The 13,145-nt window shown below is 69.5% G+C and carries 11 protein-coding genes; 7 read left to right on the top strand and 4 right to left on the bottom strand.

Features of this window, described 5'->3' with window-relative positions:
- Positions 1–46 precede the first annotated feature (46 nt).
- Positions 47–1,738, top strand: a complete 1,692-nt coding sequence (gene lnt, locus U4Z64_RS13750) for an apolipoprotein N-acyltransferase (RefSeq protein ID WP_321820247.1) — start codon at positions 47–49, stop codon at positions 1,736–1,738.
- A 165-nt stretch (positions 1,739–1,903) separates the two neighbouring features.
- Here lnt and U4Z64_RS13745 read toward each other — a convergent pair whose 3' ends face one another.
- Positions 1,904–3,541 (bottom strand): tetratricopeptide repeat protein, encoded by a 1,638-nt coding sequence (locus U4Z64_RS13745; protein ID WP_321820246.1) that lies wholly within the window; start codon positions 3,539–3,541, stop codon positions 1,904–1,906.
- A gap of 344 nt (positions 3,542–3,885) precedes the next feature.
- Here U4Z64_RS13745 and glyQ point away from each other — a divergent pair, with 344 nt between their 5' ends.
- Genes glyQ through U4Z64_RS13720 form a run of 5 tightly spaced genes read left to right on the top strand, consistent with a single transcriptional unit; the run spans position 3,886 to position 9,340 of the window.
- A complete protein-coding gene (glyQ, locus tag U4Z64_RS13740; RefSeq protein WP_080294533.1) occupies positions 3,886–4,890 on the top strand; it encodes a glycine--tRNA ligase subunit alpha in 1,005 nt (334 codons plus the stop codon).
- 22 nt (positions 4,891–4,912) lie between these two features.
- Positions 4,913–7,012, top strand: coding sequence for a glycine--tRNA ligase subunit beta (gene glyS, locus U4Z64_RS13735; RefSeq protein ID WP_044846809.1), 2,100 nt, complete (start codon positions 4,913–4,915; stop codon positions 7,010–7,012).
- A gap of 10 nt (positions 7,013–7,022) precedes the next feature.
- Positions 7,023–7,586, top strand: a complete 564-nt coding sequence (gene gmhB, locus U4Z64_RS13730) for a D-glycero-beta-D-manno-heptose 1,7-bisphosphate 7-phosphatase (protein WP_124488623.1) — start codon at positions 7,023–7,025, stop codon at positions 7,584–7,586.
- Positions 7,587–7,629: 43 nt separating this feature from the next.
- Positions 7,630–8,394 (top strand): lysophospholipid acyltransferase family protein, encoded by a 765-nt coding sequence (locus U4Z64_RS13725; RefSeq protein WP_044846811.1) that lies wholly within the window; start codon positions 7,630–7,632, stop codon positions 8,392–8,394.
- Positions 8,395–8,440: 46 nt separating this feature from the next.
- On the top strand, positions 8,441–9,340 hold the full coding sequence (locus U4Z64_RS13720; RefSeq protein WP_321809330.1) for a SprT family zinc-dependent metalloprotease: 900 nt from the start codon (positions 8,441–8,443) through the stop codon (positions 9,338–9,340).
- A gap of 100 nt (positions 9,341–9,440) precedes the next feature.
- Here the strand turns inward: U4Z64_RS13720 and gloA are convergent, their stop codons facing one another.
- Complete coding sequence (gene gloA, locus U4Z64_RS13715) at positions 9,441–9,830, bottom strand: lactoylglutathione lyase (RefSeq protein ID WP_044846812.1); 390 nt, start codon at positions 9,828–9,830, stop codon at positions 9,441–9,443.
- A 384-nt stretch (positions 9,831–10,214) separates the two neighbouring features.
- Between gloA and U4Z64_RS13710 the strand changes: the two genes are divergently transcribed.
- Complete coding sequence (locus U4Z64_RS13710) at positions 10,215–11,150, top strand: DMT family transporter (RefSeq protein ID WP_321820245.1); 936 nt, start codon at positions 10,215–10,217, stop codon at positions 11,148–11,150.
- Positions 11,151–11,265: 115 nt separating this feature from the next.
- Here the strand turns inward: U4Z64_RS13710 and rsmA are convergent, their stop codons facing one another.
- Positions 11,266–12,096: a 16S rRNA (adenine(1518)-N(6)/adenine(1519)-N(6))-dimethyltransferase RsmA gene (gene rsmA / locus U4Z64_RS13705; RefSeq protein WP_257773849.1), complete on the bottom strand. Its 831-nt coding sequence runs from the start codon at positions 12,094–12,096 to the stop codon at positions 11,266–11,268.
- A 49-nt stretch (positions 12,097–12,145) separates the two neighbouring features.
- Positions 12,146–13,135: a 4-hydroxythreonine-4-phosphate dehydrogenase PdxA gene (gene pdxA / locus U4Z64_RS13700; protein ID WP_321820244.1), complete on the bottom strand. Its 990-nt coding sequence runs from the start codon at positions 13,133–13,135 to the stop codon at positions 12,146–12,148.
- Positions 13,136–13,145: the final 10 nt, after the last annotated feature.

Here is a 13,145-nt window from a genome sequence, read left to right as displayed (position 1 = left end):
CGCGCCGGCCGCGTCTCCTTCAACCGCTCGCCCTCTTTCGCTTCACATGGACGATCCGATCCCGTCCCGCCCGGCTGGCGGTCTTCTCGCGCCGGCGCCCGGCCGCACGCTGCCGCGCTGGCACTATCCGGCCGCGCTGCTCGCCGGCGCGGCCAATACGCTCAGCTTCGCACCGACCCCGCACGGCGGCTGGCTGCAGCTCGTCGTATTCGTCTGGTTTTTCGCGCAGCTGACGCGCACGTCGAGCTGGCGCGGCGCCGCGCTCACCGGCGGCGCGTTCGGCTTCGGCAACTTCATCAGCGGCATCTGGTGGCTCTACATCAGCATGCACGTGTACGGCGAGATGGCCGCACCGCTCGCGGGCGGCGCGCTGGTGCTGTTCTCGCTCTACCTGTCGCTGTACCCGGCGTTCTCGGCGGGGCTCTGGTCGTTTTGCGCGGGCCATGCATGGCATCGCCGCGAACCCGATCCGCGGCCGTTCTCGCCGACCTGGCACGGCGCGTTCGCGTTCGCGAGCGCCTGGGCGCTCGGCGAATGGCTGCGCGGCACCGTATTCACCGGCTTCCCGTGGCTCGCGAGCGGCTATCCGCAGGTCGACGGACCGTTCGCAGGCTTCGCGCCGGTCGTCGGCGTGTACGGCATCGCCTGGGTGCTCGCGCTGTTCGCCGCGCTGGTCGTGCAGGCGCTCGTCGCCGCGCGCCGGGCGCCCGCATCCGAACGCGGCGCCGCCGGCAACGCGCGCGTGCGCATCGCCGCGCCGACCGGCATCGCCGTCGCGCTCGTCGCGGCCGGCATCGCGCTGTCGCAGGCCGCGTGGACCGTGCCCGCGAACGCGCCGCTCACGGTGCGGCTGCTCCAGGGCAACGTGAAGCAGGACATCAAGTTCGAGCAGGAAGGCATCGACGCGGCGATCAAGATGTACACGCAGATGATCGTCGAGAAACCGGCCGACCTGATCGTCACGCCGGAGACCGCGATCGCGGTGATGATCCAGGAGCTGCCCGAACCGTTCGCCGTCGCGATCCGCAAGTTCAGCGACACGACCGGCTCGGCCGTGCTGTTCGGCGCGGTCGGCGCATCGGTCACGCCGGACGGCCACTACGTCGACTACACGAACAGCCTGTACGGCGTAACGCCGCACTCGCGCGACATCTATCACTACGACAAGCACCATCTCGTGCCCTTCGGCGAGTTCATCCCGTGGGGCTTCCGGTGGTTCGTCGACCTGATGAAGATGCCGCTCGGCGACTTCGCGCGCGGCGCGCCAGTGCAGAAGCCGTTCCTCGTGCACAACCAGCCGGTGATGGCCGACATCTGCTACGAGGACTTGTTCGGCGAGGAAATCGCCGCGACGATCCGCGACAATCCGCAGCCGCCCGGCGTGCTCGTCAACGTGACGAACCTCGCGTGGTTCGGCGACACGATCGCGCTCGACCAGCACCTGCAGATCGCGCGGATGCGCGCGCTCGAAACGGGCCGGCCGATGCTGCGCTCGACCAATACCGGGATGACCGCCGCGATCGATGCGCGCGGCCGCGTGCTCGGCCAGCTCAAGCCGTTTACGATCGGCTCGCTCGATGTGCGGATCGAAGGCACGAGCGGCTTCACGCCGTACGTGACGAGCGGCAACAACATCGTGCTCGCGGTGTCGCTGGTGCTGCTCGCGTTCGGCTTCACGTTCGGGCCGGGCCTGCGCCGCCGCAACGGCGCGAAGGCCGGCGGAGACCGGCACGCCTGACGCATCGGGCGGCCGGCGCGCGCGGCGCGGCGCAGCCGCCGCCGTCGATGCGGCATGCGGACCGCCCTGCCCGCCGACGTTCGGCGCACGAGGCCGAGTCCGCACGACACCCCGGCAAGCCGCATGCAGGAAGCAACGACGCGCGACGGCGCGCCGGCCAGCCGTTCAGGCCGGCCGCTGCGCGGCCGCGGCCAGCCCGCGCAGATCCCGCCCGAGCGCTTCCAGCACCGGCGCCCATGCGCCGAACGTCGGCTGCCGGTACAGCGTCGCGGTCGGATACCACGGGCTGTCGGTGCGCTCGAGCAGCCATGGCCAGTGCGGATTCACGTCGAGCAGCACCCAGGTGCGTGCGCCGAGCGCGCCCGACAGGTGCGCGACCGACGTGCAGACCGTGATCACCAGATCCAGCGCGCCGATGAACGCGGCCGTATCGTCGAAACTCTCGAGTTCGCCGGTGAAGTCCTCGATCGCGAAACCGGCCGCGCGCGCCGCGGCGACATCCGCGTCCGCGCCCGGCTGCAGCGAGTAAAACGCGACGCCGTCGACACCGCGCAACGCATCGGCATAACGCTCGAGCCCGACGCGCCGCAACGGATTGCGCTGGTGCCCCGCGCTGCCCGTCCATACGAGCCCGACCTTCAGCCGGCCATCGCCCGCGAGCCGCGCTCGCCATGCGTCGCGCGCACGCGGATCGGCATGCAGGTACGGCACCGCCGCGCCGAGCGTCGACGTCTCCATCCCGAGCATCAACGGCAGGCCGATCAGCGGCACTTCGTAGTCGAATGCCGGCAGCGCGTCGACGCCGCCGCCCGCGCTGAACGCATCCGCGTGTGCGCCGAGGCTGCGCCGCATCAGCGTGCCCACCTGCGGAAACGTGTTCCACGCGAGCCGGCCGCCCTCGCGGTGCACGCGCTCGGCGAGCGGCGCGACGAAGCGCGCGAACTGCAGCACGTCGCCGAGCCCCTGCTCGCCCCAGACGAGCAGCGTCTTGCCCGCGAGCGGCTCGCCCTGCCAGCGCGGGCCGGGCAGCACCGGCCGGCGGCCGCGCAGCTCGCCGGCGCCGTCCCAGCGCGCCTCGTGGCCGCGCCAGCCGGCCGCGTAGTTGCCGCGCACGAGCTGGATGATCGCGAGGTTGAAACGGAACGACGCATCGTCGGGCGCGAGCTCGCACGCGCGCGCCGCATGACGCTCGGCGTCGTCCCAGCGCTGCGCCTCCTTCATCGCCATCGCGATGTTGTTCTGCGCGAGCGCATTGTCGGGCGCGATCTCCGCGAGCCGCGCCGCGCACGCGAGCGCGCCGTCGAGGTCCTGCGTCGCGAGCCGCGCGACGACCAGGTTGGTCCACACCTGCACGTCGTGCGGGTCGGCCGCCACGGCCGCGTCGAGCAGCGCGATTTCTTCGTTGCGGTCGCCGCCCGACAGCCGCAGCGCGATCGCCAGGTTGTTGCGCAGCGACGGCCAGCCCGGATCGAGCGCATAGGCGGCGCGGTACGACGCGACGGCGTCGGCGTGACGCCCGAGCATCTGCAGCGCATAGCCATGATTGAAACTCGCGCCGGCGCCCGGATGCACGCGCAGCGCGCATTCGGCCAGCGCGAGCGCGTCGGCGCCACGCTGCCGTGCGACGAGCACCGCGGTAAGCTGCGCGAGCGCGGCCATGTCGACGGCGTGCAGATGGCCGGCGGCGGCGAGCCAGAGCGCATGCGAGTCGCGCTCGCCGCGCGCGTGCGCGTCGGCGGCCTGCCCGAGCAGCGCAAGCAGCGGCGGCATCAGCGGAATGAGGAGGTCGTTCGAATCGTCCATGCGGTCCGGAGTGGGCAATCGGTCGCGCGGCAGGCGTCGCGCGCGCCGCAATACGCGCATCTTAACGCCCGCGCAAAGCGGCGCGGCAGGCGGAGCGAGCAGCGCATCGCGACACCGCGCGCGAGCGCACCACGCGCATCGACGACCCGCGCACAGGCCGCGCACGGCTCGCCCGAAACACCGCCGACGCCCCCTTCGTCCGCGTTCCGGCCGCATCCGGCCGCCGATCCGGTAAAATTGCACGTTTCAGCACACTAACAAGCCGCGCCGCCGCGCGAGCCGACCCTCCGGGCCCCGCCCGGAGCGCCGCCCGCAACGGAGCGCCAGCGCCACGAAGGCTCTTCATGCTTACGTTTCAGCAAATCATCCTGACGCTGCAGTCCTACTGGGACAAGCAGGGTTGCGCCCTGCTCCAGCCCATCGACATGGAAGTCGGCGCGGGCACGTCGCACGTCCACACGTTCCTGCGCGCGGTCGGCCCCGAGCCGTGGCGCGCCGCCTACGTGCAGCCGTCGCGCCGCCCGAAGGACGGCCGCTACGGCGAGAACCCGAACCGCCTGCAGCATTACTACCAGTACCAGGTCGTGCTCAAGCCGGCGCCGGAAAACATCCTCGACCTGTATCTCGGTTCGCTGGAAGCGCTCGGCTTCGACCTGAAGCAGAACGACGTGCGCTTCGTGGAAGACGACTGGGAGAACCCGACGCTCGGCGCGTGGGGCCTCGGCTGGGAAGTGTGGCTGAACGGCATGGAAGTCACGCAGTTCACGTATTTCCAGCAGGTCGGCGGCCTCGACTGCAAGCCCGTGCTCGGCGAGATCACGTACGGCCTCGAGCGCCTCGCGATGTACCTGCAGAAGGTCGAGAACGTGTACGACCTCGTGTGGACCGAATGGGAAGAGCAAGGCCCGAACGGCCCCGAGCTGCGCCGCCTGTCGTACGGCGACGTCTACCACCAGAACGAGGTCGAGCAGTCGACCTACAACTTCGAGCACGCGAACGTCGACCTGCTGTTCACGTTCTTCAACAGCTACGAAGCGGAAGCGAAGAAGATGATCGACGCGCAGCTCGCGCTGCCCGCGTACGAGCTCGTGCTGAAGGCCGGCCACACGTTCAACCTGCTCGACGCGCGCGGCGCGATCTCGGTCACGGAACGCGCGGCGTACATCGGCCGCATCCGCGCGCTGTCGCGTCTCGTCGCGCAGGCTTACTACGACTCGCGCGAGAAGCTCGGCTTCCCGATGCTCGGCAACCCGCCGGGCGTGCCGGGCCTCACCACCGACGCCCAGGACGCCGCCCAGCCGGCATGGGCGCCGCCGCTCAAGGTCGAACGCAAGATCGATCAGGACTGACGAGACGAGATTCAATCCACACATGACGCACAATCATCCCGCCCCCCTGCTCGTCGAACTGCTGACCGAAGAGCTGCCGCCGAAGGCCCTCGCGCGCCTCGGCGACGCATTCGCCGAAGGCCTCGCGCAACGCCTCGCGGCGCGCGATCTCATCGAAGGCGAACTCGTATTCGAACGCTACGCCACGCCGCGCCGCCTCGCGGTCGTCGTGCAGAACGTGCGCGCCGTCGCGCCTGAAAAGCAGGTCCGCGAAAAGGTCCTGCCGGTGTCCGTCGCGCTCGACGCCGAAGGCCGGCCGACCGCCCCGCTCGCGAAGAAGCTCGCGGCGCTCGGCCATCCGAACCTGTCGATCGCCGATCTCGAGCGCGCGCAGGACGGCAAGGCCGAAGCGTTCTTCGTCAACTACTCGGCGGCCGGCGCGACACTCGCCGACGGGCTGCAGGCCGCGCTCGACGAAACGCTCGAGAAGCTGCCGATCCCGAAGGTCATGACCTACCAGCGCCCGGACGGCTCCGACGTGAAGTTCGTGCGTCCGGTGCACCGCCTGACCGTGCTGCACGACGACCGCATCGTGCCCGTCACCGCGTTCGGCGTCGATGCCGGCGACACCACGCTCGGCCACCGCTTCCTGTCCGACGGCCTCGTCGCGATCCAGCATGCGCGCGCGTATGCCGACACGCTGCGCGACAAGGGCCGCGTGATCGCGCACTTCGCCGATCGCCGCGAAACGATCCGCACGCAGCTGAACGAACACGCGAACGGCGACACGGTCGTGATGCCCGAGTCGCTGCTCGACGAAGTGACGTCGCTGGTCGAATGGCCGGTCGTCTATCCGTGCCGCTTCGAGGACGAATTCCTGCAGGTTCCGCAGGAATGCCTGATCCTCACGATGCAGACGAACCAGAAGTACTTCGCGCTCACCGACGTCGCCGGCAAGCTGCGCTCGCGCTTCCTGATTGTGTCGAACATCGAGACGAAGACGCCGGGCGAGATCATCGAAGGCAACGAGCGCGTCGTGCGCCCGCGCCTCGCCGACGCGAAGTTCTTCTTCGAACAGGACAAGAAGAAGCCGCTGGCCGAGCGCGTGCCGCTGCTCGCGAACGTCGTCTATCACAACAAGCTCGGCTCGGCGCTCGCACGCGTCGAGCGCCTCGAGGCGCTCGCCGGCGAGATCGCGCCCGCGATCGGTGCCGACGCCGCGCACGCGAAGCGCGCCGCGCGCCTCGCGAAGGCCGACCTGCTGACCGACATGGTCGGCGAGTTCCCGGAACTGCAGGGCACGATGGGCACGTACTACGCGCGCCACGACGGTGAGCCCGACGACGTCGCGCTCGCCTGCGCCGAGCATTACCAGCCGCGCTTCTCCGGCGACGCGCTGCCGACCACGCCGGTGTCCACCGCCGTCGCGCTGGCCGACAAGCTCGAGACGATCGTCGGCATCTGGGGCATCGGCCTCGCGCCGACCGGCGAGAAGGATCCGTTCGCACTGCGCCGTCACGCGCTCGGCGTGCTGCGCCTGCTGCTCGAGAAACAGCTGCCGCTCGATCTCGTGTCGCTGCTGCGCACGGCCCATGCGCGCTTCGAAGGCGTGCCGGGCGTCGCCGAATCGACCGACGCGATCTTCGCGTTCTTCATCGACCGCCTGCGCGGCCTGTTGCGCGAGCGCGGCTACTCGGCCGGCGAAGTCGACGCGGTGCTGAGCCTGAACCCGACGCGTGTCGACGATCTCGTCGCGCGCCTCGACGCGGTGCGCGAATTCACGCGCCTCGCGGAAGCCGAAGCGCTCGCGGCGGCGAACAAGCGGATCTCGAACATCCTGAAGAAGTCGGAAGGCGGCGCGAACGGCACGGTGCAGCCGACGCTGCTCGTCGAGGCCGCCGAGAAGGCGCTGCACGAGCAGCTCGCGGCCGTGACGCCGCACGTACAGTCGCAGCTCGAGGCGCGTGCGTACACGGGCGCGCTGTCGGCGCTCGCCGCGCTGCGCGCGCCGGTCGACACGTTCTTCAACGACGTGATGGTCAACGCCGAGGATCCCGCGCTGCGCGCGAACCGTCTCGCGCTGCTGTCGGCGCTGCATCAGCAGATGAACTGCGTCGCCGACATCTCGAAGCTCGCCGCGTAAAGGCCGAACGATGCCGACCAGCCCCAACCGCAAGCTCGTCGTCCTCGACCGGGACGGCGTGATCAACGTCGATTCGGACGCGTTCATCAAGACGCCCGACGAGTGGATCGCGCTGCCCGGCAGCCTCGAGGCGATCGCACGACTCAACCACGCCGGCTATCGCGTGGTCGTCGCGACCAACCAGTCCGGCATCGGTCGCGGGCTGTTCGACATGGCCACGCTCAACGCGATGCATCTGAAGATGCATCGCGCGGCGGCCGCGGTCGGCGCGCGCATCGACGCGGTGTTCTTCTGCCCGCATACGTCGGAAGACCACTGCGACTGCCGCAAGCCGAAACCCGGCATGATGCAGATGATCGCCGAGCGCTTCGAGATCGATCCCGGTCACACGCCGGCCGTCGGCGATTCGCTGCGCGACCTGCAGGCCGGCGTCGCGGTCGGCTTCCGGCCGCACCTCGTGCTGACCGGCAAGGGCAAGAAGACGCTCGCCGCGGGCAACCTGCCGGACGGCACGCAGGTCCATGACGACCTGCGCGCGTTCGCACTCGACTTCCTTTCACACGAACACGAGTGATGCGGCCGCCGCGCGCATCCTCCCTACTGTCAGACCCACGCCGATGCGCTTCGTCCGCTCCCTGCTGCTGCTGATCTATTTCATCCTGTACACGGTGCCGTACGCCACCGCGTGCTTCATCGCCTTTCCGTTCATGCGCCCCGACGCCCGCTACTGGATGGCGGCCGGCTGGTGCAAGTCGACGCTGTGGGTCGTGCGCTGGCTGAACGGCATCCGCTACCGGATCGAAGGCTACGAGAACCTGCCCGACGGCCCGGCCGTGCTGCTGTCGAAGCACCAGTCCGCGTGGGAGACGCTCGCGTTTCCGGCGCTGATGCCGAAGCCGCTCTGCTACGTGTTCAAGCGCGAGCTGCTGTACGTGCCGTTCTTCGGCTGGGCGCTCGGGCTGCTGCACATGGTCAACATCAACCGCAAGGAAGGCAAGAATGCCTTCGTGTCGGTGATCCGCCAGGGCAAGAAGCGCCTGTCGGAAGGCGCGTGGATGATCATGTTCCCGGAAGGCACGCGCACGCCGGTCGGCAAGCAGGGCAAGTACAAGACGGGCGGCGCGCGCTTCGCGATCGAAACCGGCGCGCCGGTCGTGCCGATCGCGCACAATGCAGGTCGGGTGTGGCCGCGCAATTCGTTCACGAAGTTCCCGGGCGTCGTCACCGTGTCGATCGGCAAGCCGATTCCGGTCGAAGGCAAGACGCCCGACGTATTGAACTCGCAGGTCGAAGCATGGATCGAAGCGGAAATGCGCCGCATCGATCCCGATGCGTATCGCCAGCCGGGCAATGCCGGCACGCGCGATGCCGCACGCGTCTGAATCACCCGGATTGCAGCCGTTGCGTACGACGAAACGAAGCGAACTGATGAAAAAGCGTCCGCGGCCACGGCCTGCCATCGTGGCACTCGATCATCGCCAGATGGACCTGCCGCTCTTCGACGGGCCGGCAGCATCGCCGCCACCGTCGGCGCCCGCCGCGCTGCCGTCGCCGCCTGAAGCGGCTGTGGCTCCCGCGGTGCCGCTCGATCCGGGTCCCGCACCCGATCGCTCCCGCGTCCGCACGTTCGCACTCGACAGCCGCGTGCTCGAATATCGGTTGAAGCGCTCCGCGCGCCGCACGATCGGCTTCACGATCGACGGCAGCGGGCTGTCGATCACCGCGCCGCGCTGGGTCACGCTCGCCGACATCGAAGCGGCGATCGCCGAGAAGCAGCGCTGGATCTTCGCGAAGCTCGCGGAGTGGAAGACCCGCACCGAGCAGCGCGCGCTGCCGCAGATCGACTGGCGCGACGGCGCGCAACTCCCTTATCTCGGCAAGACGATCACGGTCGCGCTCGGCGCGGGCGCCGTCGCATTCGACGCCGATGCGCAACGGCTGTCGCTGCCGCTGCCCGCGCAGGCCGACATGCAGCAGATCAAGGATCGCGTGCAGGGCTGGCTGCAGGGCGAAGCGAAGCGGATCTTCGGCGAACGCCTGGCGGTCTACGCGGAACGGCTCGGCGTCACGTATTCGATGTATGCGCTGTCGTCGGCGGCGACGCGCTGGGGCAGCTGCTCGAGCGACGGCAAGATCCGGCTGAACTGGCGGCTGATCCACTTCCCGATGTCGATCGTCGACTACGTCGTCGCGCACGAGCTGTCGCACCTGCGCGAGATGAACCACAGCCCGGCCTTCTGGCAGACCGTCGAATCGATCTTCCCGGAATTCCGCGAAGCGCGGCACACGCTCAAGCATCACCCGCCCGAACTGCTGCCGGCGCTTTGACGCGATCGGCCGCACCAAAATACAAACGGGCGATGCGGATTCCACCACATCGCCCGTTTTTCCTGCCCGCGACGCACGTCGTGCGCCGCGCGCCCGGCGCTCAGTGCGCCTTCTTCTGAATGAACTCGATCTTGTAGCCGTCCGGATCCTCGACGAACGCGATCACGGTCGTGCCGTGCTTCATCGGGCCGGCTTCGCGGGTCACCTTGCCGCCTTGCGCCTTGATCTTGTCGCAGGCCGCGTACGCGTCGTCGACTTCCACCGCCAGATGGCCGAAGCCGTTGCCGAGATCGTAGGACGGCGTATCCCAGTTGTGGGTCAGCTCGAGCACGGTGCCCGCGCTTTCCGCTTCGTAGCCGACGAACGCGAGCGTGAACTTGCCTTCCGGATAATCCTCGCGACGCAGCAGCTTCATGCCGAGCAATTCGGTGTAGAACTTGATCGAGCGGTCGAGATCGCCGACTCGCAGCATCGTATGCAGCAAACGCATGTGTTGTACTCCTGTGGGGACTTTCCAGAAGCGGAAATTCTACCGGAGTCAGGTAAATCCCGCCGCCGGCGCCCCGTGCGCCGCCGGCCGATACCAGGCATCTGCACGGCGAGCGCGAAGCCCGTGCGGCGGTGGAAATCACCGCGCCCGACGGCCCCCGGCAAGTCCATCGATCGGGTAACATCCTCCCACTTCGCACCAAAAACGGGCATGCCGCCCGCAGCCAGAACGCGACCACCGCCTCATTCCAGCCACACAGCCTGCCGTGAGAAATCGCCGATTCGAGCGCGCCGGACGCGCCGTCCGTCCGCCGCTGACCATGTCTTTGCCCAAGTCTCTGCCCATGCCCCAGCCCGCTTCCCGCCGCATCGGCGAGGTGCGCCGATGACCGCGCTCGCCGGCACGCCGGTGCGACGCGCGCTCGACACGCGCGCCGTCGGCGTGATGCTGCTGCTGTGCGCGATCTGGGGCTTCCAGCAGGTCGCGATCAAGAGCACCAACGCGGCGATCCCGCCGATGTTCCAGGCCGGGCTGCGCTCGGTGATCGCCGCGCTGCTGCTGTGGGGCTGGGCACGCTCGCGCGGCACGCCGCTGTTCCGCGCGGACGGCACGCTCGGCGCGGGCATCGCGGCCGGTGCGCTGTTCGCCGGCGAGTTCATCTGCGTGTTCTTCGGGCTCACGCTGACGAGCGCATCGCACATGGCAATCTTCCTGTACACCGCACCGTGCTTCACGGCGCTCGGCCTGCACCTGTTCGCGCCGGGCGAACGGCTGCAGCGCGCCCAGTGGGCCGGTGTCGGCCTCGCGTTCGCCGGCATCGCGCTCGCATTCGCGGACGGCTTCCTGACGCCGCGCGCGCCCGGCGCATCGGTGCTGGCCGGGCTCGCCGGCGACGCGCTCGGGATCCTCGGCGGCGCGATGTGGGCCGCGACGACGGTCGTCGTGCGCTCGACGTCGCTCGCGCGCGCCAGCGCGAGCAAGACGCTGTTCTACCAGCTCGCGGTGTCGGCCGTCGTGCTGGTCGCGCTCGCCGCGCTGCTCGGCCAGACGTCGTTCGCGCGGGTCACGCCGATCGCGCTCGCGAGCCTCGCGTACCAGTCGGTGATCGTCGCGTTCGTCAGCTACCTGTCGTGGTTCTGGCTGCTGACGCGCTACAGCGCGTCGCGGCTGTCGGTGTTCACGTTCCTGTCGCCGCTGTTCGGCGTCGCGTTCGGCGTGCTGCTGCTCGGCGAATCGGTCGGCTGGCGCTTCATGTCCGCCGCCGCGCTGGTGCTGACGGGAATCGCGCTCGTCAACGCGCCGCCGCGCCGGCGCGCGTAACGCGACGCGGACGCGGTCCGGCAGCGACGAAAGCGGCGCGAAAAAAAAGCTGCCCGCTCAGGGCAGCCTCGTCGATCTTGTTCGGGCAGGCGCCAGGTGCGACGCCCGCATGCCGCTACTCCGCGGCCTTGCGCACCGCTGCAAGCGCCTGCGCGACGCCGACATATTCGGCCACGCTGACATCCTCCGCGCGTCGCGCGAGATCGAAGCCGAGCCCGTCGAAATCGATCGTCTCGCGGTAGTCGCCGAGCGTATTGCGCAGCATCTTGCGGCGCTGCGAGAACGCGGCGGTGACGACTTCGCCGAGCAGCGCGGGATCGACGTCCGGCAGTTCGTGCGGCTCGTACGGAATCATCCGGACGATCGCCGAATCGACCTTCGGCGGCGGCTGGAACGATTCCGGCGGCACGTCGAGCATCTTCTCCATCACATAGCGGTACTGCAGCATCACCGACAGTCGCGAGAACGCCTTCGTGCCGGGCTCCGCGACCATCCGTTCGACCACTTCGTTCTGCAGCATGAAATGCTGGTCGATGACCGCGTCGGCGAACGTCATCAGGTGAAACAGCAGCGGGCTGGAAATGTTGTACGGCAGGTTGCCGACGATCCGCAGCGACGGCTTGTCGCCGGGTGCCGCGAGCGAGCGGAAGTCGAACGCGAGCGCGTCGCCCGCGTGCAGCTCCAGCAGCGCGCCGAAGCGCTGCTGCAGGCGCCCGATCAGGTCGCGGTCGAGCTCGACCGCATGCAGCGGCGACTCGGGCGTCGCGAGACGCGCGATCAGCGGCTCGGTCAGCGCGCCGAGGCCGGGGCCGATCTCGACCATCCGCTGGCCGCGCGCGGGGCCGATCGTCGCGACGATCGAGTCGATCACGCCGTGATCGACGAGGAAGTTCTGCCCGAAGCGCTTGCGCGCGAAGTGGCCTTGGTGCTGTCTGCTGTTCGACATCGACTGAGAAAAACGAAAAATACGACGAATGAGGTCAGGCTCGTGCGTGTCAGGACGCGCGGCGATGGCGCGCCATCGTGACGGCCGTGTCGAGCGCGGCGACCATGCTGCCCGGATCCGCGCGGCCCGTGCCGGCCAGATCCAGCGCCGTGCCGTGATCGACCGACGTGCGGATGATCGGCAGCCCGAGCGTGACGTTGATGCCCTCGCCGAAGGTCGCATACTTCAGCACGGGCAAGCCCTGATCGTGGAACATCGCGAGCACGCAATCGGCGCCCTCGAGATGGCGCGGCTGGAACAGCGTGTCGGCCGGATACGGGCCGCGCGCGTCGATGCCCTGCGCTTGCGCGCGTGCGAGCGCCGGCGAGATCACGTCGATCTCCTCGCGCCCGAGATAGCCGTTCTCGCCCGCGTGCGGGTTCAGCCCCGTCACGAGGATGCGCGGCGCCGCGAGACCGAAGTCGCGCCGCAGGTCGCGATCGACGATCGCCAGCGTCTCGACGAGCCCGTCGATCGTCAGCGCGGCCGACACGTCTTTCAGCGGCAGGTGCGTGGTCGCGAGCGCGACGCGCAGCGGCCGCTCGCCCGTGCCTGCCAGCATCATCACGACGCGCGGCGTGTGCGTGCGTTCCGCAAGGTATTCGGTATGGCCGGTAAACGGCACGCCGGCATCGTTGATCGTGCTCTTCTGCAGCGGTGCGGTGACGATCGCGTCGAACCGGCCCGCCACCGCGCCGTCGATCGCGGCATCGAGCAGCCCGAGCACGTAGCGGCCGTTGGCCGCGTCGAGCTTGCCCGCCTGCGCGGGCACGGCGAGCGGATGATGCTCGACCGACACCGGCTCGCCGCCGGCGAGCACCGCCCGGTCGGCACCGACGGCCGCCGCGCGGGCGTCGAGCAGCGCGGCATCGCCTAGCACGGTGAAATGCGCGCCGGGCCAGCGCCGCGCGGCATCCTGCAATGCCTGCACGGTCAGCTCCGGGCCGACACCCGCGGGTTCGCCGGTCGTGATCGCGATCTGCAGCGCGGATGCCGTCATGCGAAGCTCG

Origin of the sequence: Burkholderia sp. BCC1996, assembly GCF_905339955.1 — a bacterium.
Classification (GTDB): Bacteria; Pseudomonadota; Gammaproteobacteria; order Burkholderiales; family Burkholderiaceae; genus Burkholderia.
The sequence above is the reverse complement of the archived record's forward strand: the minus strand, read 5'-3'. Positions and strand labels throughout refer to the sequence as shown.